Consider the following 19,611-nt stretch of genomic DNA (forward strand, 5'->3'; position numbering starts at 1 on the left):
TTCCCCTTTCGGATCGGCAATTTGCCAATCAACAATCCTATTACAACATCTAATTCTGAAAAATAGCTGAAAATTTACAGAATCGGCAAGGAAATTGTGAAAATGGTTGAGTTTTTCGAGGTACTAACAGAGATTTGTCCGCCCAGTGCTTTTGTCAATTGCTCCGCTAATGGCAATCCTAATCCGTAGCCTTTCGTATGTTGGTTGCCGCGGAAAAATCGCTCAAAGACGTGCGGCAGAGTTTGTTGCGAGATTGTGCCGTCGTTGATGAAGTTGACGGTAATGTTTTGTTTTGATGGGATAATGCGAATTTTTACCACAGAATTTTTCGGGCTATGTTTCAATGAATTGTCGAGTAAAATCGCGCACAATTCTCGCGTCGCAGTGTGATGAAGCGGAATATTTATGTGTTCTGGGCAATTCATTTTAACTCGCGCTTCGGCTTTTCGTTCGCGAACGAGTTCGGATATCAATTCCGTCAAATTAAAACTTTTATCTTCCAGCGCCAACTTATTTTCCGTTCGCGACAGTTCCAGAAGCATCGCCGTGAGTTCGGTCAATTTATTTATTTCCTCCAAATTGCTTTCCAGAGTTTCTGTAAGTTCCGCCTTATTCGCCTTCCGATTTTTTAGCGCAAATTCAGTTTCTGCTTTCATAATTGCCAAAGGTGTTCGGAGTTGATGGCTGGCATTGGCAACAAATCGCGATTGGGCTTTGTGAGCGGTTTCTATCGGCCGCAAAGTGATTTTCGCCAATAAATATGAACACCAACCGCCAGCGAGCAGAACAATAAGATTTATATAGCCCAAACTAATCAAAAGATTTCGAGTTGAATTATCTATTCTTTCCGACAAATTGATTGCAGGAAAATCGCCCTTCCTTTGAACGATAATTTTATGGATTTGTGCATCAACTTCCGAGCGCGCTACCTGAAAAATAATGCTACTAAATAGCAGACTAACGATCATCAAAATCATCAAATACCAGCCCGCCAACTTAATTGTTGCTGAAGTAAAAATTTTCATGATTCAATCCTATAACCGAAGCCGCGCACGGTTTTTATCAATTGTTTTTTGAATGGTTTGTCGATTTTTTGGCGCAGATTTTTTATGTACGCCTCGACATTATTTGGCAAAATATCAGCGTCAAAATCCCAAACGTGATCAATCAGTGTTTCTTTACTGAGAATCTGATTCGGATGTTGCATCAAATATTCCAGCAGCGCATATTCTTTGCTCGTGAGGTCGATATTATTTCCAGCTCGCGTTACGGCTTGCTGCTGCTTGTCAATTTTCAAATCGTCAATTTTTAAGATGTCTGGTTGCTGAATTGGCGGCCGACGGAGCAAGGCTCGCACGCGCGCCAACAATTCATCAATTGCAAAAGGCTTAGTCAAATAATCATCGGCTCCCACGTCCAGCCCGAGCGTTTTATCTTCGGTCGTGCTCAGCGCTGTCAGAAACAGAATTGGCAGATTTTTTCCATTTTCGCGCAATTTTTTAACAATTTCCGTGCCCTCTAAACCCGGCAACATTCGATCAACAATCAACAAATCATACGGCTGACTATCCGCCAAATTAAATCCCTCTTCTCCGTCGTACGCCGCATCAACCGCGTATTTTTCGCGCTTCAAAGATTCGATTATGACCCTTGCAATTTTTCGTTCGTCCTCAATTACTAGCAGTCGCATATTTATATTATATCTTTTTTCCCGCGCTAAGTGTTATAATTTTATTTAAAGAAAAGGAGGCGTATGCCAGATAATAAAAAAATGGTTGAGATCCGTCATTTTAAGATGAGTTTCGGTGATAAAACTGTTATTAAAGATCTGAGTTTTGATGTTTTTCGCGGCGAAGTTTTTGGTTTTTTGGGAAGTAATGGCTCGGGAAAAACTACGACGTTGCGCGCACTGCTTGGACTATATCAGCCGACCGCGGGCGATTTATTGATAAACGGCAAGCCATATTCGGTGGAGAGCCAAATTCGCCTCGGATATCTTCCTGAGGAGCGCGGTTTGTATAAGAAAGAAAAAGTCTTAGACGTGATGCTCTACTTTGGTCAATTGAAAGGCTTGAGTCGCAAAGAAGCTAAGGATTTCTCTCTGAAGTTTTTGGAGCGCGTCAATTTGAGTGATAAGGCTAATACGCAACTTGATAAATTATCTGGCGGACAGCAGCAGAAAATCCAGCTCGGCGTAACAATTATGGGTGATCCCGAACTGTTGATTATGGACGAGCCGGCCAAAGGATTTGATCCGGTGAATCGCCGATTGCTGATGAATATAATTGAGGAGCAGCGAAAAGCTGGCGCAACAATTATTTACGTTACGCACCAGATGGAGGAAGTTGAAAGATTGTGCGATCGTCTGATTTTATTGAAAGACGGTCAAGCGGCGGCATACGGCACGTTGGAAGAAGTAAAAAGTCAATTTGGCGGCGCTTCAATGGACGATATTTTTGTTCAAGTTTACGGCGGCGAAGCGAAGGAGTTGAGCGATGAGTAAAATGCATAATTTAGGGACGGTTTTCAAATTTGAAACACTTAGAACACTGAAAAAACCGACATTTTGGCTGACGGCTTTGGGTTTTCCTCTGTTGATTGGCGTGCTGTATGGCATTATGTTTTGGTCACAAAGCACGACTATTGAAGCGTCAAAAAATCTGGAAAAGCAAGAATTTTCATTGGAAGTCACGGACGATTCGAAGTTAGTAAAGCCAGAATTGCTGGCAGCGATTAAAGCTAAAACCGCCAAATCGAAAGAATCTGGAATTGATGACGTAAAAAATAATAAAGTTGACGCGTATGTTTATTTTCCAAAAGATTTAAGCAAGCAAAAGGTTGAAGTTTACGGTAAAGATGTCGGGTTATTTCAAAACGGAAAATACAGCGCGGTGGCACAGAGTTTATTGAGTCAATCAGTAGCAAGCGGCGTCAGCCCGGCTCAGGTCGCAATTTTACGCGACAAAGTCCAATTGTCATCAACCACATATCTGGACGGAAAAGAGCACGGCGGCATTAATGAGATGATTGTGCCGGGAATGTTTTTGGTTATTTTGTTCATTCTCATCAGTATTTTTGGCAATCAAATGCTTATTAGCACTACCGAGGAAAAAGAAAATCGCACGGTGGAAATGCTGCTTACGACCGTTAAAACCGACACTTTGATTACGGGTAAAATTCTGTCTTTGATGGTGTTGGCTTTGATTCAGATTTTGGTGATTGTTTTGCCGGTTTTGGCGGGCTATTTGGCATTTGGGTCGAAGTTGCAATTGCCTAATCTGGACTTGAGTACGCTCGTGTTTGATCCTGTGAGAATTGGCCTGGCGATCATAATTTTCTCCGCCAGCTTCACTTTATTCACGGGAATGTTGGTGACTTTGGGTGCGATGATGCCGACCGCCAAAGAAGCTAGCCAGTGGTTTGGAATTGTGATTATGCTATTCATTGGTCCATTTTACGGAATCACGGCGTTTGTTTCCTTCCCTGATTATTTCTTCGTTAAGTTCTTGTCGCTATTTCCATTCACCGCGCCGATTCCATTGTTATTACGAAACGCAATAGGAAACCTGCCAATTTGGGAAGCTTTGCTCGGTACGGCAATTTTGGTTGCTACGGCGGTGTTTGTTATGTGGCTATCGGTGCGCGTTTTCCGCTACGGCGCGATGTCTTATGATAGTAAATTATCTCTGTCGGCGTTGCGAACACGCCGGAAAGCTGGTAAAGTTTAATTATGAAAGTACGTATAGAGATAGACACGAAAACATTTGTACGATTTTGGCTGGTCGTGATGGGCTTTGGTCTGGCTGGTTTGGCAATTTATTCCGCGAAGGATGCGCTGGTTTTATTGGGTATTTCCCTGTTCTTGGCGTTGGCGCTGAATCGTCCAGTTGCAGCAATTGCTAAAAAATTGCCTGGAAAAAGCCGATTAGGCGGCACGGCGCTGGCGTACACGACGCTGGTTTTGCTTTTGGGTTGTGTGGTCTGGTTTGTTATTCCGCCAATTGTCCAACAATCTGCCAAATTCGTCGAGAGCATTCCGAGTATAATCGACCAAGCAAGCTCACAGTGGCGTGGCGTCAATGATTTCATTGATAAGAACAATTTGCGCCCGCAGGTCGATTCGATGATGGAAAACATCAAGCAGCAATCTTCGTCTTGGGCTACGAGCGTCGGCACGAATTTATTATCCAGCGTTGGTTCTTTGGCGTCGTTCTTAGGCTCGCTATTCTTGGTGTTGGTGCTGTCATTCCTGATGCTTCTCGAGGGTCCAACTTGGGTGAAGCGTTTGTGGGGACTATACAACGATGAAGAAAAAATGGAGCGTCATAAGAAGCTGGTTGGTCGAATGTATAACGTGGTCACAGGTTATGTTTCTGGACAATTGACGGTTTCTGGAATTGATGCGATATTATCAGGTTTCGTGGTGTTTGTGCTGAGTTTGACATTCCCTGTCATAAATTCCAATTTGGCAATGCTCACCGTTATGGCGACATTTGTGTTGACGTTAATTCCGATGTTTGGCGCAACGATTGCTGGCGCGTTGATATCGTTACTGCTGTTCTTCAATAATATGACAGCTGGCGTTATTTACGCGATTTATTTCGTGATTTACCAACAGATTGAGAATAACTTCGTTTCTCCTTCTATCCAATCAAAGAAGGTTGAGCTGTCGGCTCTGACTGTCTTGGTTGCGGTGACAATTGGTTTATATGTCGGCGGTCTATTGGGCGGTTTGGTTGCTATTCCAGCCGCTGGCGTCGTGAAAGTTTTGCTGGACAATTACTTAGAGCAGGTCAAGTCTAAGCGTGTTGAGAACGAAAAACCGCTTAATAAATTAGTTAAAAAGTTGAAAAACGAAGATTAGTTGACGCAGAAAAAATTATAGCCCGTTGAATCTAGCGGGCTATTTCCATGTCCAAACGCTGCCGCTTGGCGTATCACGAACGGCAACGCCAGCCCGAAGAAGTTCATCGCGAATTCTGTCGGATTCTTCCCAGTTTTTCTCTGCGCGTGCTTGACGTCGCTGAATAATCAACCTCTTCAAATCGTCAGTAATATCAGGCGTGGACTCGCCCAAATCCAGCCCTAAAATCTCGTCAATCTCATCAATAAACTGCACCAAACTCTGCCGATGAATTTTATCGAGTGGCGTATGATCCAACTTTGAAAATACTTCATCAATCAACGCCAGTGCGCCTGGAGTATCCAAATCGTCGTTCAATTTCTCGACCAACGCCTGACGTCCCGCTAGCAACGAAACTGAATCGTCCTGCTCGTCTTTATCGTCGTCATCTTCCAGTGTGTCGTGAGTCTGATGTCTCAGAACCGCATAATCTCGCCAATGATTTAATCGCGCCTGCGCTGCTTCCAGGATTTCCCAGGTAAAATTTCCCTCCGTTTGATAATGCTTGCTGAGAATCGCTAGCTTAAACGCCATCGGACTAAACCCTCGCGAAATAATATCTTCCAGCGTAATAATATTTCCCAGAGATTTACTCATCTTTCGACCGTCGACTTTTATGTGATTATTGTGTAGCCAAATCTGAGAAAATTGTTTTCCAGTCAGACTTTCGCTCTGGGCAATTTCATTCGTGTGATGAACTGGAATATGATCAATCCCGCCTGCGTGAATATCGATGGAGTCGCCGAGCGTTTCACGGGCAATTGTCGAACATTCCAAATGCCATCCAGGAAAACCGACTCCCCACGGACTATCCCATTCCATATCGCGTTTGGCGTCTTTTGGTGAAAACTTCCACACGGCGAAGTCGGTAATATTGCGCTTTCCTTTAACGCTCACTCTGGCGCCAGCCTCCAGCCCAGCTACGTTCAGCCGCGCTAATTTACCGTAATCCTTCAAAAGCGACGTATCAAAATACATGCCGTCGCCGTCGATTTTATATAAAAATCCTTTTTCGTCCAGTCCTTTTGCGAAGTCAATCTGCTGCTGAATATAATCCGTCGCCCGCACCAAGTAATCTGGTTTTATCAATTTCAGTACGTCGTAGGCTTCATGATTTGCAACGGAAATATATCTTTCCGCCACATCCCAGGCAGTCTTCCCTTCACGGCGCGCACCTTTTTCCATTTTGTCCTCGCCGTTATCGTCATCGCTGGTCAAATGTCCAACATCAGTGATGTTTTGCGTTCGAATAACGGGAATATCTTGCCAGCGTAGCAATCGCACCAACACATCCCAGTAAATATAGCCAACCCAATTGCCGATGTGCGGTTGCGAATAAACTGTTAGACCACAGGTGTAAAATTTGACCGTTTCTCCGTCAAGCGGCGTCAGTTCATCTTTCCGTCTAGTGAGCGTGTTATAGAGCTTTATCATTAGTTCTATTGTACGGCACTCTGGTCAGTTTTTCAAAATTGGTATAAAAAACAGCCCCATTCGGGACCTAATAATTTCCAAGGAATAGCGACAAGCAGCCTTTATAAAAAAGAACAACTTGTCGCTATTGTGAGCCAGGCTCTCTCAGTTGGCATCTGGTCTTAAGCTGTCTGCCATCACGAGGAGAGTATTTCTGAAGTCCTGCACCCTCAGCGCATAGCTAGTGCTATTCAGCGCATAGTGCCATACAGCGTTGACGTAAGCAAAGGAGTAGAGTGGAACCATACTCATGGAATGTTCCTTTTTTACTCTTTCACCTTCGGCATGTACGATTAGCGGAGAAAAATCTCCAACAATCATATTGCTGAGCCTATCTGTAATAGCGGATAGGTTTCTCGTGGAAACTCTCTCGTTATCTTTCGAGAGTTGCCGATCTGTGCGTCCATAGGCTGCAATGGTGATTATGCATTCGTCGACAGAGTTTAGTACATCTAGTAGCCTCTGAGATTCATAGCCATAATCGTCCCTAAAGGCCTTGACTAATTCCTTTCGGAAATTAGTGATAGCCTCTAGCATTTCCCAATTCTCTTGATCTACGTGGATCGTGAGCAGGCGTCGGCTTGGGCTCTCGGCTGGGTTGCCTAGAATCAGGATATTTCCCCTGCACTCACCCGTTCGAGCATCGATGAGTTCCATCGTTCTACCTCTCTTCTCATCCCCACGTGAATGTGGTTAAGCGTTGCTCTTTTCAACACAGGATGAGATTCCATTCCTCTTTATATTTTCTCCTCAAAAAAGGAATAAAACCTCATCCTGTGCTAGGCTGCTTGTCAAGGTTCGCTTTCGGACAAGGATTTACTCGTCAACAAAAGCTGTATTCATTTATATCACTAATAGAATAAAATGTCAATACTATTCTGCTTCTCGTAGAGCCTTATCCGTCGCCGTAACTAATTCCCTTACGATTTCGTCATAGCTTTCATATACGCGGAATCCTGCCGCGTACGGATGACCGCCGCCACCGAAGTATCCAGCTACGGTGTCAGCAATTGGTAAATTACCTCGTAGCCGCGCAGTCAATTTGCCGTCAGGGTAAGTCTTAATAACGCAACTAAGCGCCACGCCTTCAACCAGCCTCAACTCGTCACCAATCAACGCGCCAGGATTATAAGCGTCGCTGTAGGCTTGGATTTCCTCAAACGGCACGTGTACTAGCGCCAATTGTCCGTCTAATAAATATTCGATTCGCTCGATCAATTTTCCCTTGTACGCCAAAATTTCTGGCGATTTCTTCATAAATTCACGTCGTCGCTCTTCAATTTCCGCATTAGACGCGCCCAGTTCTGTAAGTTCTCCTGCCGTATGAAAAGTCTGAGCCGTAGTGTTTGGCGTAGTAAGCCCCAGGCTATCGCTCATAATAGCTATCAATAAATCTTCGGCCGCCTGAGGATTTATCTTCCAGTCGGAATGCTTGAACAGTTTATATAGCAATTCTCCGGTCGCCACGACGGTTTCTGATAGCATAATATGATCAAAGCTAAGTGTCGATTCAGCTGTGTGATGATCGATAACCAGAGTCGGGTGAGTTTCCAAGAAATGTCGCGCTCCAGGAGTTTCTAATACCTTACTGAGAAGTACGTCCGCGCTTGTATCGACAATTATTGCGGCGTCGGCTTGAAACGGAAAGTCGTTCTGCACTCGATTCCAACCGCGAATGTAATGAAGATATTTCGGTATGTCTACTGGACAATATAAAGTGACAGTCTTCCCTAGGTCGCTTAAGACTTCTTCTAGCGCCAAGCTTGAACCTAGGCTGTCGCCGTCGGGATTTTCGGCTTGAATAATAACTATATTGTTTGCGGATTGAATGAATTGTTTAGCTGAATCTAGCATATTATTTATTATAACAAATGATTTTTACTCTAATATAATATACATTGTTTTTAATTACATAAGTGGTATAATATGTGGTGGACTATTAAAAATACTGCGCAATCGAAAAACATAAACATTTTTATAAATTATTATTGACAAAATATAAAGATTGTGCTAGTATGAGGACATAAAGCCTGAAGATAGGGCTGGAAAAGAGGAGTTTTTATGAACAAATTTAAGAAAATCGGCATTGCTATCTCTTTGGGGTTTGCTATGCTCGGTGGAATCTGGTTGGCATCACCTTCACAGGCTGCCGGCTGTAACAGCTTTAACGTTGTATACTGTGGTACACATTCTATGTCAGAATTGCAAACAGCATACAGCCGTACAGAAATTAAAGAGCTATACAAAGAGTGGTACGTTACTGAGACTATGGTTCAGGGCGGATCAAATATGCGCGAAGGCGTAGTTGACGCAAATGGTAACATTACAGTTGACGGTCGTGTTGTAGCTACAAACGCTATAACCGTACAGTCTAAAGCTGGTACTCGTCAACCTCAGCCACAACGTAGCTACAAGACCTCAAACGGATATACTTACTACCAATACACAACTGGTCAGAGCTTCGTTGACGGACCTAAGAGCTACAATATTTACGCATGGTTTGACAATAACGGCTCATTTATCACTGGTGTGATTAAAGACTGTGGTAACCCAGTTTGGGGTAACCCAACAACACCTCCAGCAAAGCCTGCTCTAACATGTGACGCTTTGCAAGTAACTGAAATTTCTCGTAACACCTTTAAGTTCAGCGTTAAGGCAACTGCCAAGGGTGGCGCATCTATCACCAGCTACACATACAACTTCGGTGATAACAACATCAAGACAACTAACTCATCAGAAATTCAATACACTTACGCAAAAGAAGGCAACTACACAGTTACTATTACTGTAAACGGTAAAGAAACTGGTGAAGTTAAGAGGCAAAACCCTAACTGTCAAAAAACTGTTACAGTTAAGCCAGAGCCAAAAATGGTCGTTTGTGTAATTGAAGAAGGTGGTAAGAAGTACACTAAGGAGATTAAAAAGGAAGAGTTTAACGAAAAGATTCACAAGACCAACTTGGACGAATGTAAGGAAACTCCTGCTAAGATCACAGTCTGTGTAATTGAAGAAGGTGGTAAGAAGTACACTAAGGAGATTAAAAAGGAAGAGTTTAACGAAAAGATTCACAAGACCAACTTGGACGAATGTAAGGAAACTCCTGCTCCTACACCAAACACTCCTTCAACGCCAACACCTAGCCCAGAATTGCCAAAGACTGGTGCAAGTGACGCGATCATGTCAGCACTAGGCCTAGGTGGACTAACTACAGCTACTATCGCTTACATCGCTAGCCGCCGCCAAATGTAATCAGCTAAGCTAGCAACGAAATACCCGCCGAGATGGCGGGTATTTTTTATTGGCAATGAAGCCGTTGAGCCTATAATTGTTTTCGACCTTCTAGTGCGTGCGTCAGTGTGATTTGGTCTGCGTACTCAAGGTCAACGCCGACTGGAATACCTCTAGCTAAGCGTGTGATGGTCGTATTTAATCCAGCTTCTTGGATGTAGCGCTGTAGGAATAGCGCGGTCGACTCGCCCTCAACTGAAGCGTTCGTAGCGATGATAATCTCTTGAACGTCATCTGTTTTTATACGCTCAATTAGTTCTGGGATATGCAATTGCTCTGGTCCAATATTGTCAATTGGTGAAATAACGCCTCCCAGCACGTGGTATGTACCTAGGAATTGTCCTGTTCTTTCTATAGCAACGATGTCTAGCGGCTCCTCGACTACACAAACGACTTTCTTATTCCTGTTCGAATCTGCGTATAAAGGCGACACGTCGTCATCTGAGTCGATCAACGCAAACGTCTTCGGGCAGGTTTTTACTCGGTCGTGCAATTGGTCTAATGAATGCGCTAATTGCTTTGCGGATTTGGGATTGCGGCGTAAAACCGCATAGGCATATCTTTCAGCCGTACGCGGTCCAACTCCAGGTAGATTACCAAAATCATCAATTAAAGCAGTTAGAGCTTTTGGTAAAATGTCGATTGACATGACTTTAGAATGGCAAGTTGCCTAGGCCGCCCATCAATGGCTTCATAGTTTCAGCAGCGACTTCCTGAGCCTTTGTCATACCGTCGCGAACTGCGATTTCGATCCAGTGCTCCAACTCTTCGATATTCTCCAAGTCAACCATTTCTGGGTCAATCTTTACAGACTTAATCTTTAATTCGCCAGTGATTTGTACGATCACAGCGCCATCGCCAGCCTCAACTTCGATGATTTCTTTACCTAATTGTTTCTGTGCTTTGCGTAATTGTTGCAGCATTTTTACCTGATCAAACGCCATATTCCTCCTTATTTAACACTTACAATTATACCCTATTTGCGGTCGGATGTGTAGATGTAGAAGCGGTCGCCGTCTTTATGATCATTGACAATTACTGACGACAGGTGTCCATAGTAAGTCTGCGGAATTTGAGACTTTGCGCTGTGGCTAACGCATAAAGTCTGTCCGACGTTTGCTGGGGCTGCGTGGATAATTGATATCTGGTGATAATTGTGTTTTTTAAGCGCTTCGTAAATCGGCGATTCTTCTTTACTGACCAATAACGAGAATGAATCGGTTGGCGCAGTATTCTTACGGAGTAGAGACAAATCTTTATTGAAGCGTGAGGCTGCTTCTGGGAAATAGCGATAACTATCGATATAGCGGAAGCTGCCGCCTGCTACCATAACGATGATTAGCATTGATATAAGAACCAGTCCGGTACCGCGAGCGTATGGATTGCGCGGGAAAAGTCCGTACCACATGTTCATTAGGTATTCCAATCCGACCGCCAAGAGAATGAATAGCGGGATGATGATTATCGGGGTGAGGCTTGGCTGGAAGATGAGTAGCACCAATGCTAAGATTAGCCACGACCAAATCATAAACGAGCGGGCGCTGGAGATTTTTTGAAAGCTGCGGAATAGCCCTAGTCCGATCAACACCATTGCGTTGACGTCCATGATTGGTGTGATCTGATTACCTACGACTGATGGGAAAATGCGGATGTATGTGTAGTATAAAGTCCTGAGGTTTGCAACGATGTCAAAACTTAGGCTGTTGATGCCGATGAGGTTGTAAAATAGCGTGTGCGATTTATAGCAAAGAAAACCGATCACACAACCAATCGCGAATAAAATAGCGGACGGCACAATCCAAGACTTGCGATGTTTTCGGGAGACGAGGAAATAGCGTGGATGCGGATGTAAAAAGGCGATGATCAGAAGTCCCAGATTGATATACCAAAAATACGGAGTGAAGAAACTGAGTGCCGTGGTGATGGCCAAACTGATTCGCCAAATGGAAGCGTTCTGGGCTTTTTGGAGAATTAACGTGGCAAAAAGCAAAGTTAGCGCGGTGTAGAAAATGTATAAAATGCCGACAGTTGCGCTTTGACCGATGAATAAGAATTGTCCAGTTGTTGCCATAATTAATAGCGATAGAATCGTTGTGGATGGCTTAAACCAGCGCTTTAAGAGGAAGAAAATTGCGACGGAGCTGGCGATTGAAAGGATTACGGCGGGCGCTTTAATTGTTAATAAACTGACGCCGAATAGCTTAAAGAATAGTAATTGAAGAAGGTGAAATGGAAGATTTGTGACGGCGATTCCCTCGACGCTAAAATTCAAGTGATTTGTCGTATTGACCATGTTGATTTCTGCTTGCGACAAACCTCCCGGCACGTGCAACGCGGAAATTATAATAGCCCCTACATACAACAGCGCCAGCAACGTATAGCCGAAAACGTAGCGCCATCGGTAAAGGAATATATCGGTAACTTTTTGCTTTTTCATTGGTATGATTATAACACAATTCTATTCATGCTTGCGATCCAGACTCATAAAGCGTAGGCGCTCTGGGTGGAAGTATAATTGAACTTTACCGACTGGACCGTTACGGTGCTTAGCGATGATGAGGTCTGTAATATTCTGAACTTCTGGGTTGTCTGGCTCATAATATCCAGGGCGATAAATAAAGCTCACGATGTCGGCGTCCTGCTCAATAGAACCGGATTCACGCAGGTCGGCTAGTTGCGGAATTGGCGGCGTGCGCGATTCGACAGAACGACTCAACTGACTCAGGGCAATTAGCGGCACATTCAGCTCGCGAGCAATAAGCTTCAATCCACGGGAAATTTCCGAAACTTCCTGAACGCGGTTCCCGTTGTGGTTTCCGTTGGCCTGCATAAGCTGCAAATAGTCGACGATGATTAGTCCTAATGGATTCTCATGGGCAATTCGGCGCGCTTTAGTGCGCATTTCCAAAACTGACAATCCTGGCGTGTCATCGATGTAAATTGGTGCCTCAGCCATTTCACCCATAGCCTCAGACAGCTTCGCAAAATCTTCATCACTCAGGTTTCCGGTGCGAATATTCCAGCTATCAACTCCCGACGCATCCGCCAACATACGGTCGACCAGCTGCTCCTTACTCATCTCTAGACTAAAAAATAGAACTGGATTTTTCTCAATAGTCGCCACATTATAAGCCAAATTTGTCACCAGCGTCGTCTTACCCATGGCCGGACGCGCCGCCAGAATGATCAAATCTGATTTTTGCAAGCCAGCGGTCATATTGTCCAGATCGCGATAGCCAGTGCGGACTCCTCTGAGAGAACCTTTATTCTTGCTGAGCTCTTCAATTCGATCAAAGCTATCCGTCAGAATACTTTCCAGACTGACCAAATCTTGCTTGGTTGATTGGTCTGATACGCTGAAAAGCTCGGCTTCGGCTTTCTCTAATAATTCCTGCGTGGTCGTCGATTCGTCATATCCAAGCTCTGAAATGTCGCCACTCGCTTTTATCAGACGCCTGCGAACCGCTGCTTGCGCGATCATCTCCGCGTAAGCCGATGCGTGCGCCGCCGTTGGGACGTAGTTCGTTAGCTCTGTCAGATATGCCGAGCCGCCAACCAATTCCAGCTCATCCTTACGTTTCAACTCGTCGGTTAAGGTCAGAAGGTCGACAGGCTTGTGTTTTTCAAATAGCCGCATCATTCCGGCAAAAATCAATCCGTGATTCTTGTCGTAAAAATCGCTAGGGTGAGTAATTTCTGCGGCATCCGCCAAAACTTCCTCGTCAATTAGAACCGCCCCAAGCAAACTCTTTTCCGCGTCCAAATTTTGTGGCGGTATCTTTCCTTTTACTTCTTCACTTTTATCTGCCATTAAATATCCTCCAGCTTAACTTCTTCGCCGCCACCCATTAATTCTGCAATTTCCGCCAATTTTTCGTCCTCTGGCGGTTTCTTCTCTCCAATTATATCAATTTCCAAATCCATCGCGGTTTCTTCTGAGATAATTTCTGAAATTAACGGTTTGTTTTTCGCGTCGTCCAGCTTTTTCTTGTAAAACGCGGAACCTGCGTAAATTGTCAATTTTTCACCGTCAAACGACCACTGGCTTTTCTGCAACAATGACGCTAGCCCGAGGGATTTTTCCTTCGTTCTTTCAATGACTTTTTCCCAATTTAGCTCTAGCGGCGCGTCGGTTTTCTTTGGTTTTGCGGCGGGTTTTTTCGCTGGCTCGACTGGTTTTTCTTCTTTTTCAATCGGCTTTTCTGTCGGTTTGGTTGGTTCAGCGGACTTAATTGGCGTTGGTTTTTCGGCAGGTTTTTGAGTCGTGGCTTGAGCTATATTTTTCTTTGTCGCGACTGGCTTTTCTGTCTGCTGAGAATTGCTATTCATAAATATCGTCAATAATTTCAAGTCTGGGTGCGGGTGTCGATCTACCTCGATCAGTTGCTGAACCAACCCAATAAGATTCGGATTTTTTCGTAACCTATTACGAGCAATCGACAATAATTGATGCGACACAACAACTGAATTCGCGCCGCTATTTTCTAATTCCTGGAAGATGTTTAAGACTTTCTCGTTGTCGTCGGATGGATATGAATCCAGTAAATTGCCGAGCATTGTCGCGTCGCTCAGTCCCAAATATTCGGTAACCATATTCGCCGTCAGTGGCTGGTCTGATGTTGCTAAAATCGACAATTGGTCAAGCGTACTAATGCCGTCACGGAATCCGCCATGGGAACGTTCAGCGATTAACCTGGCGGCATCCTCTTCAATTGCAAATCCCTCTTTTTTCGCTATATTCATTAACTGGCGCGTCATAATTTCCGTCGGAATTGGGTGGAAGAAAAATTGCTGGACACGGCTAAGAATGGTGGCTGGAAGTTTGTCGGCGTCAGTTGTAGCTAAAATAAACACCACGTGCTCTGGTGGTTCTTCCAGGGTTTTTAATAGCGCGTTAAATGCTGATTTTGACAGCATGTGAACTTCGTCGATGATATAAACTTTTTTCGGCGCAGAAACAGGCGCGACTTGAGCCTTTTCCCTTAAAGCTCGAATGTCGTCAACGCCGTTATTGCTGGCTGCGTCAATTTCAATGATGTCTAAGTTTGAAGAATCGTCATCATACGGCAAGTGGTTAATCTCGTGCGCCAGAATTCGCGCCACCGATGTTTTTCCCACGCCACGCGGTCCGGTCAACAAGTACGCATGAGCAATTTTTCCCTGCTCTAACGCTCGACGTAAAATACTAGTCACGTGATCTTGACCTAAAACTTCATCCAAACTGCGACTGCGATATTTACGATATAGCGCCTGACTCATCCCCTCATGCTCCTCATGAGATAATTATAGCAGAAAACGGCATTTTTTATGGATAGCGCAGATCGATTTTGTGTTTTGTTTCGGCGACATAAAAACGGTAGTAACTATTAGGGTCTGACACGGTTGGATCTTCGAGTATCTCGTCGTTTTCTCTTATTTTAATATGCTCATTGTTACTGTACGGCTTGATAAGCTTAGTAAATTCAAACGCATATTCACCAGAAATATTCTTTAGTTCTCGACTCTGATCTATTGGGTCGGCATAGTCGGTCATAACTAGTATAAGAAAGTATCCATCCTTACCGCCGAATAGATGAAAAGTCGTATCTGGACTAAGCGGTATCAGTGGTGCGAATTGTCGAACATAGACCAATTTTTTCAGAATTGGAAATGCTTCAAAAACTACAGACGGAAATACAAAATTTGAGTAATTGTTCATGTCTATAGGTGATAATTTATTCGCCAAATTTATTTTTACCGTATTCGATAAATTGATCGATCGGCTTAGCGTATTCAGCGGCCCAGCCGTCATCTTCTTTCTTTCTCTTTGCGTTGGCTAGGACTGTTCCTATATATTCTTGTAACGACATACCGAGGTCGTCCGCACCCTCTTCTCCATTATCGCGCAGCCGTACGCACAACATACCAAAAATTGCCAATGCTATATCATTGGCACGTGTTAAAATCTTAACATTATCAAGATTTTCATCGGCAAGCTGCTTGACTGTTTTAATAAGTTCCCAATCAGATTGGGTGTACGACTCAAAATCTTTTTCTGTCCATTCTGACATAGTGAATCCTCTAGGTAAGTGAGTAGTTTTATATCATACTCAGGATAAGACATTTTTCAGGTCATGTCCAGGGCGATGGGTCTAGTGGCCGGGGCCGGTGGTGTACTGGCCGCGGTGGGTGCCGTTGTTGTTGGATCCGTTGCCGGGTCCGTAGTGGTCGTGGTTGTCGCTCTCGAGGAACGAGTAGTGCGTCGCACCGTCGGCGAGTCCGCCGCCGATACCCACACCACCGCTGCGGTCACCGTCACCGAGCCGAGTCTCTCCCTCGGCGTTGCCGCTACCGAACGACACGGTGATGGGGTTGCTTGCGGAGTCGCAACCGCCCATCGGCTCGCTCCAGCTGCTCTTTCCCATGATAACTCCTTCTGGAGTCGGGCGAAGAAAATAAATCCTCCGCAAAACGGTGCGTCGATTTGACGCAAGCTAACACACGTTGTGAAAGCTAATGTATATATCAATAATAGAGTAAAATGTCAAGCTATTTCATCAAAAATATATTGTAAAAATAAGGCTTTAAAATAACGTTAATTGCTCTGTTGGTAAATCCAGTTCAATTTCTCCGTCAACTTTTTGCGTCCGATAGCCAATAAGCTTTTTGATGTTGTAAGCCAGCAGCTGACCGCCGTAATCAGTAATGACAATTGAGCCGATGACGCTGCGTACGTGTCCGACTAATTGACTGTAATCCTTCATTAAAACGACACGTGACAAATCAACACCAGCGGTTTGAAAATAATCTTCGCAAGGAATTAGCTCGGATTTCGGAAACGATACGCCAATTTTCTGCTCAATTTCAAGTAATTTTTGTCGCAATTCCATTTCGCCGGCTGCACGGTCAAAAGGTAGTTTTATCAATTCCATCTTTTTGTGTGCTGGCAGAGTTTCAACTATTCCGTCCAGCTTGGAAATTTTCGCCTCGTACTGCCTGGCGATTAATGCCGAAGAAAACGTTTCTAATTTTATGGCTAATCGCGCTCCCTGCTCCAATAATCTCCGAATTCCGCGCTCTTCTTGCGAGATTCCAACTTTTATGACGTTCGGCGCGAAGTACGCCAAGTAAACAAAGTGCGGATTTTGATTGATTTTTTCTTGTTGAGCGGAAACCGAATTGGCGTTGTAAAAAGCTGGATTGAAGCCGGTTTTATCGCGGCATTTTAGGCAATTTTCATACTTTTCATCAACTGTGGCTTGATCTGGGCAGATTTGGCTACAGCGATTCTCAAAATCCACCCAACCCGTGCAATATTTGACGGAAAAATCAAACTCAAGAGACAAATCTTGTTCGAACAATTCATAACGCTCAATTTTATCACCAACTTGACATTCGACGAATGGCTTATTGTCAGCGTTAAAACTGGCGTAGCTGAGCAAAAACTCGCTCGGTAGCATAGAGCTTCCTTACAATGCAGCTTCGACTGCAGCCCAAGTTGCGTCAGGATTGTCTTCAGGGATGATGATTGTAACTTGGTCGCCAACGTTAATTCGGAAGTAAGTTACGCTAGCAAGCAAAATACGATATTCGCGACCAGAAGCCTCGACGTAGTAAATTCCGTCGTGCTGGACGAGCGTTCCGATAACTTGCTTTCGTGGTACAGGACCAATTTGCTTATAAATAAAGCTACCGTCTTCAGCGATTGTTAATTTCATCAAGTCACCCTCAACCAGCTTCGATTTTGAAGCGTAGTTGGCTGGGATTGGGTAATTTTTGCCATCAGGGCTGAGCATCATTTGCCCGTCAAACACGCCTTCGATAATCTTTCCTGCTACATTATCTGACGAAGTTTTTGGCGTGACAACTTGACCATCGTCGCCAATAATACTAATCAATAATTCTTTTGCGGCAGCTAAATTGGTCTCCGCCTCTTGAATAAGTGTCCTCAGACGCTTAATTTGCTTTTCTGGTAATTCAGACATGGTTCTCGCAATTCCTTTGTCTATTTTTATAATACTTAACTAATATATAGCATATCCTTACATTTATATCAAGTTGCGTTATCTATTTTTATCCAATTTTCCACAGCACTATAAGATATGAATAAAAAAGTGTTGCAAATTTTACTCTTGAAATTGACGTGTGGTTCGTGATATTAAGATTGGCGACATAAAAATCACCGCCCAGGGCGGACGGTGATTAAACGAAACAAATTGGCGTTATATAACAAATTATGAAAGCTCAACAGTAGCGCCAGCGTCTTCCAAAGTTTTCTTTGCAGCTTCAGCTTCGTCTTTAGAAACTTTTTCCTTGACTGGTGCTGGAGCGCCGTCAACGATAGCTTTTGCTTCACCTAGACCTAGGCCAGTGATTTCTTTAACAGCCTTGATGACTGCAACCTTCTGAGAACCAGCGTCTTTCAAAGTAACTGTGAACTCAGTTTTTTCGTCAGCAGCAGCGGCGTCACCACCAGCAGCTGGACCAGCAACAGCGACAGCTGCAGCAGCTGGCTCGATGCCGTATTCTTCTTTAAGATGATTTTTCAATTCGTTAACTTCTAGAACTGTCAATTTTACAAGTTCTTCAGCCAATTTCTTAATATCAGCCATTGATATTCTCCTTTATTATTATATTGTTGCGATGAATGCAACGTTACTAGTGTTGATTGCTAAACTTAAGCAGCAGCTTTGGCTTCGATGCCGTCCAAAAGTCCGTGCAAATTGCCGCCAAGCGCGTTGACTGTGTCGTGTACTGGTGATAGCAATTGTGATACCACTTGAGCAACGAGTTGGTCTTTGCTTGGTAGACCTGCCAATGCTTTAACGTCAGCTTCGCTAATTGCCAAGCCTTCGCCTGAGAAGCCACCTGCAAGTTGTAATGCTGGATGTGTTTTTGCAAACGTGTCCAATACCTTTGCTGGCATAACTTCATCTTCGGTGCTTACAGCGTAAACCAATTGACCAACCAATAAGCTGGTGTCGGTTTCTTTGTAAGTATCGATTTCCTGAAGAGCTACGCGTACCAATCGGTTTTTAACAACCTTGATGGTAACGCCCGCTTCGCGAGCTGCCTTGCGTAGTTCTTGTAGGTCGGCAACGGTAAGGGTTTGGTATCGAGCAAAAGCCGTACCCTTAGCGTCTTTTAATAGCTCTGTCAGTTCAGCAACCAAAGTTTGTTTTTTATCGCGTGAAATTGCCATAAAAATCCTTTCTTTGATTGAGTTAATTTGTTATGTGCCAATTTGTTAACGTGCGGTAATGGAGAATCAAAAAAACGTCTTTGATTCTCGCACTACCAAAGACGTCAAATAAAACTGTTAGTTTCATCCCTCGGTGGCATTTTTATACTTGTTTTACGTCAAGTCGCCACTGTCTTTGGTAATGTTCCAGACTATTGTAGCAGAAATGACAACGAAAAACAAGAGTTATGGCGATTATTTTCCAGCCGATTATTTTACAATAATAACGTAATAAAATCAATAGGCGTCTATGTCTAATCAAAGAGAAAACCCGCTCCGTGGTGGAGCGGGTGTAAGACCTCCTAACTTTTCTGTATCTATGCACCTCTGTCGAGGGGCGCTAGTCGATTAAACTAACACCCCTCGACGAGATCTCAGTTCTCCGAGCGCGCTGCCTGGCGGCGGCGCGCCCACCAAATGGCAACACCCCCGATGGCCAGAAGCGCGATTGCGCTAGTGGCCACACTTACGGTAGTGCCGCCGGTCACTGGCAGTCGGTGCCGGTGTGGCACGGGCGTCTGACTCGGTGCCGGGCTTGGTGCCGACGGACTCGGTTCAGGAGTCGTCGATGGGCTCGGACTCGGAGTCGGTTCCGGTGTCACACTAGGTGTCGACGGTGTCGGCTCCGGGGTCGGAGTCGCGGTTGGAGTCGGACTCGGTGCGGGTGTCACGCTAGGTGTCGACGGTGTCGGCTCCGGGGTCGGAGTCGCGGTTGGAGTCGGACTCG

Annotated in this window: 21 protein-coding genes and 1 other annotated feature; of the genes, 4 read left to right on the forward strand and 17 right to left on the reverse strand. The window is 44.5% G+C overall.

Translation table 11 applies throughout. The features are described from left to right. Positions 1-74 precede the first annotated feature (74 nt). Together LRM47_RS04005 and LRM47_RS04010 are read right to left on the reverse strand one after the other, a co-directional pair. On the reverse strand, positions 75-1,025 hold the full coding sequence (locus LRM47_RS04005) for a sensor histidine kinase (protein ID WP_243822884.1): 951 nt from the start codon (positions 1,023-1,025) through the stop codon (positions 75-77). Beyond that, a complete protein-coding gene (locus tag LRM47_RS04010; RefSeq protein ID WP_243822885.1) occupies positions 1,022-1,690 on the reverse strand; it encodes a response regulator transcription factor in 669 nt (222 codons plus the stop codon). The genes LRM47_RS04005 and LRM47_RS04010 overlap by 4 nt, the downstream gene beginning before the upstream one ends. A 63-nt stretch (positions 1,691-1,753) precedes the next feature. On the opposite strand from LRM47_RS04010, the gene LRM47_RS04015 reads away from it, so the two are divergent. From LRM47_RS04015 to LRM47_RS04025, 3 genes are read left to right on the forward strand one after another with little or no spacing between them, the layout of a single operon-like run. Then, on the forward strand, positions 1,754-2,503 hold the full coding sequence (locus LRM47_RS04015; protein WP_243809466.1) for an ABC transporter ATP-binding protein: 750 nt from the start codon (positions 1,754-1,756) through the stop codon (positions 2,501-2,503). Beyond that, positions 2,496-3,728 (forward strand): ABC transporter permease, encoded by a 1,233-nt coding sequence (locus LRM47_RS04020; protein ID WP_243822886.1) that lies wholly within the window; start codon positions 2,496-2,498, stop codon positions 3,726-3,728. The genes LRM47_RS04015 and LRM47_RS04020 overlap by 8 nt, the downstream gene beginning before the upstream one ends. 2 nt (positions 3,729-3,730) lie before the next feature. Continuing rightward, positions 3,731-4,864: an AI-2E family transporter gene (locus LRM47_RS04025; protein ID WP_243822887.1), complete on the forward strand. Its 1,134-nt coding sequence runs from the start codon at positions 3,731-3,733 to the stop codon at positions 4,862-4,864. Between the two features lie 39 nt (positions 4,865-4,903). On the opposite strand, the gene cysS is transcribed toward LRM47_RS04025, so the two are convergent. From cysS to LRM47_RS04040, 3 genes are all read right to left on the reverse strand, one after another. Then, positions 4,904-6,337, reverse strand: a complete 1,434-nt coding sequence (cysS, locus tag LRM47_RS04030; RefSeq protein ID WP_243822888.1) for a cysteine--tRNA ligase — start codon at positions 6,335-6,337, stop codon at positions 4,904-4,906. A 144-nt stretch (positions 6,338-6,481) separates the two neighbouring features. Further along, positions 6,482-7,033, reverse strand: a complete 552-nt coding sequence (locus LRM47_RS04035) for a hypothetical protein (protein WP_243822889.1) — start codon at positions 7,031-7,033, stop codon at positions 6,482-6,484. Between the two features lie 216 nt (positions 7,034-7,249). Beyond that, a complete protein-coding gene (locus LRM47_RS04040) occupies positions 7,250-8,230 on the reverse strand; it encodes a DHH family phosphoesterase (RefSeq protein WP_243822890.1) in 981 nt (326 codons plus the stop codon). A gap of 207 nt (positions 8,231-8,437) precedes the next feature. On the opposite strand from LRM47_RS04040, the gene LRM47_RS04045 reads away from it, so the two are divergent. Beyond that, positions 8,438-9,625, forward strand: coding sequence for a PKD domain-containing protein (locus tag LRM47_RS04045; protein ID WP_243822891.1), 1,188 nt, complete (start codon positions 8,438-8,440; stop codon positions 9,623-9,625). A gap of 70 nt (positions 9,626-9,695) precedes the next feature. Here LRM47_RS04045 and recR read toward each other — a convergent pair whose 3' ends face one another. The 12 genes from recR to rplJ form a co-directional block, all read right to left on the reverse strand. Then, positions 9,696-10,313 carry a recombination mediator RecR gene (recR, locus tag LRM47_RS04050; RefSeq protein WP_232736512.1) on the reverse strand — a complete coding sequence of 206 codons (618 nt, stop codon included), beginning with the start codon at positions 10,311-10,313 and terminating at the stop codon, positions 9,696-9,698. Between the two features lie 4 nt (positions 10,314-10,317). Next, the gene (locus tag LRM47_RS04055) at positions 10,318-10,608 is read right to left on the reverse strand and encodes a YbaB/EbfC family nucleoid-associated protein (RefSeq protein WP_129635271.1); all 291 of its coding nucleotides are present in this window, start codon (positions 10,606-10,608) and stop codon (positions 10,318-10,320) included. A gap of 32 nt (positions 10,609-10,640) precedes the next feature. Next, positions 10,641-12,101: a glycosyltransferase family 39 protein gene (locus LRM47_RS04060; RefSeq protein WP_243822892.1), complete on the reverse strand. Its 1,461-nt coding sequence runs from the start codon at positions 12,099-12,101 to the stop codon at positions 10,641-10,643. Positions 12,102-12,122: 21 nt separating this feature from the next. After that, positions 12,123-13,475: a replicative DNA helicase gene (gene dnaB / locus LRM47_RS04065; RefSeq protein WP_129632652.1), complete on the reverse strand. Its 1,353-nt coding sequence runs from the start codon at positions 13,473-13,475 to the stop codon at positions 12,123-12,125. After that, positions 13,475-14,923: a DNA polymerase III subunit gamma/tau gene (dnaX, locus tag LRM47_RS04070; protein ID WP_243822893.1), complete on the reverse strand. Its 1,449-nt coding sequence runs from the start codon at positions 14,921-14,923 to the stop codon at positions 13,475-13,477. The genes dnaB and dnaX overlap by 1 nt, the downstream gene beginning before the upstream one ends. 46 nt (positions 14,924-14,969) lie before the next feature. After that, entirely contained in the window at positions 14,970-15,362 is a 393-nt protein-coding gene (locus tag LRM47_RS04075; protein ID WP_243822894.1) for a hypothetical protein, read from the reverse strand. 16 nt (positions 15,363-15,378) lie between these two features. Continuing rightward, complete coding sequence (locus LRM47_RS04080; RefSeq protein ID WP_243822895.1) at positions 15,379-15,714, reverse strand: hypothetical protein; 336 nt, start codon at positions 15,712-15,714, stop codon at positions 15,379-15,381. Between the two features lie 81 nt (positions 15,715-15,795). Further along, a complete protein-coding gene (locus LRM47_RS04085) occupies positions 15,796-16,068 on the reverse strand; it encodes a hypothetical protein (protein ID WP_243822896.1) in 273 nt (90 codons plus the stop codon). Positions 16,069-16,227: 159 nt separating this feature from the next. After that, on the reverse strand, positions 16,228-17,103 hold the full coding sequence (locus LRM47_RS04090) for a DUF2797 domain-containing protein (RefSeq protein WP_243822897.1): 876 nt from the start codon (positions 17,101-17,103) through the stop codon (positions 16,228-16,230). 9 nt (positions 17,104-17,112) lie between these two features. After that, entirely contained in the window at positions 17,113-17,628 is a 516-nt protein-coding gene (locus LRM47_RS04095) for a hypothetical protein (protein WP_129632640.1), read from the reverse strand. Between the two features lie 249 nt (positions 17,629-17,877). Beyond that, positions 17,878-18,255 carry a 50S ribosomal protein L7/L12 gene (gene rplL / locus LRM47_RS04100; protein ID WP_129632638.1) on the reverse strand — a complete coding sequence of 126 codons (378 nt, stop codon included), beginning with the start codon at positions 18,253-18,255 and terminating at the stop codon, positions 17,878-17,880. 65 nt (positions 18,256-18,320) lie between these two features. Then, positions 18,321-18,845, reverse strand: coding sequence for a 50S ribosomal protein L10 (gene rplJ, locus LRM47_RS04105; protein ID WP_243822898.1), 525 nt, complete (start codon positions 18,843-18,845; stop codon positions 18,321-18,323). A 59-nt stretch (positions 18,846-18,904) separates the two neighbouring features. Continuing rightward, positions 18,905-19,042: a sequence feature (ribosomal protein L10 leader region), on the reverse strand. Positions 19,043-19,611 lie beyond the last annotated feature (569 nt).

The sequence above is a fragment of the Candidatus Nanosynbacter sp. TM7-076 genome (genome assembly GCF_022828325.1).
Taxonomy (GTDB): Bacteria; Patescibacteriota; Saccharimonadia; order Saccharimonadales; family Saccharimonadaceae; genus Nanosynbacter.

Excerpts from the sequence above, each read along its gene's own strand:
- LRM47_RS04085 (WP_243822896.1), bottom strand. The coding sequence starts at position 16,068 with ATGGGAAAGAGCAGCTGGAGCGAGCCGATGGGCGGTTGCGACTCCGCA.
- LRM47_RS04060 (WP_243822892.1), bottom strand. The coding sequence starts at position 12,101 with ATGAAAAAGCAAAAAGTTACCGATATATTCCTTTACCGATGGCGCTAC.
- LRM47_RS04045 (WP_243822891.1), top strand. The coding sequence starts at position 8,438 with ATGAACAAATTTAAGAAAATCGGCATTGCTATCTCTTTGGGGTTTGCT.
- LRM47_RS04005 (WP_243822884.1), bottom strand. The coding sequence starts at position 1,025 with ATGAAAATTTTTACTTCAGCAACAATTAAGTTGGCGGGCTGGTATTTG.
- LRM47_RS04090 (WP_243822897.1), bottom strand. The coding sequence starts at position 17,103 with ATGCTACCGAGCGAGTTTTTGCTCAGCTACGCCAGTTTTAACGCTGAC.
- LRM47_RS04040 (WP_243822890.1), bottom strand. The coding sequence starts at position 8,230 with ATGCTAGATTCAGCTAAACAATTCATTCAATCCGCAAACAATATAGTT.
- LRM47_RS04095 (WP_129632640.1), bottom strand. The coding sequence starts at position 17,628 with ATGTCTGAATTACCAGAAAAGCAAATTAAGCGTCTGAGGACACTTATT.
- LRM47_RS04010 (WP_243822885.1), bottom strand. The coding sequence starts at position 1,690 with ATGCGACTGCTAGTAATTGAGGACGAACGAAAAATTGCAAGGGTCATA.
- LRM47_RS04075 (WP_243822894.1), bottom strand. The coding sequence starts at position 15,362 with ATGAACAATTACTCAAATTTTGTATTTCCGTCTGTAGTTTTTGAAGCA.
- LRM47_RS04015 (WP_243809466.1), top strand. The coding sequence starts at position 1,754 with ATGCCAGATAATAAAAAAATGGTTGAGATCCGTCATTTTAAGATGAGT.
- rplL (WP_129632638.1), bottom strand. The coding sequence starts at position 18,255 with ATGGCTGATATTAAGAAATTGGCTGAAGAACTTGTAAAATTGACAGTT.
- LRM47_RS04055 (WP_129635271.1), bottom strand. The coding sequence starts at position 10,608 with ATGGCGTTTGATCAGGTAAAAATGCTGCAACAATTACGCAAAGCACAG.
- LRM47_RS04020 (WP_243822886.1), top strand. The coding sequence starts at position 2,496 with ATGAGTAAAATGCATAATTTAGGGACGGTTTTCAAATTTGAAACACTT.
- dnaB (WP_129632652.1), bottom strand. The coding sequence starts at position 13,475 with ATGGCAGATAAAAGTGAAGAAGTAAAAGGAAAGATACCGCCACAAAAT.
- LRM47_RS04080 (WP_243822895.1), bottom strand. The coding sequence starts at position 15,714 with ATGTCAGAATGGACAGAAAAAGATTTTGAGTCGTACACCCAATCTGAT.
- LRM47_RS04025 (WP_243822887.1), top strand. The coding sequence starts at position 3,731 with ATGAAAGTACGTATAGAGATAGACACGAAAACATTTGTACGATTTTGG.
- recR (WP_232736512.1), bottom strand. The coding sequence starts at position 10,313 with ATGTCAATCGACATTTTACCAAAAGCTCTAACTGCTTTAATTGATGAT.
- LRM47_RS04035 (WP_243822889.1), bottom strand. The coding sequence starts at position 7,033 with ATGGAACTCATCGATGCTCGAACGGGTGAGTGCAGGGGAAATATCCTG.
- rplJ (WP_243822898.1), bottom strand. The coding sequence starts at position 18,845 with ATGGCAATTTCACGCGATAAAAAACAAACTTTGGTTGCTGAACTGACA.
- cysS (WP_243822888.1), bottom strand. The coding sequence starts at position 6,337 with ATGATAAAGCTCTATAACACGCTCACTAGACGGAAAGATGAACTGACG.
- dnaX (WP_243822893.1), bottom strand. The coding sequence starts at position 14,923 with ATGAGTCAGGCGCTATATCGTAAATATCGCAGTCGCAGTTTGGATGAA.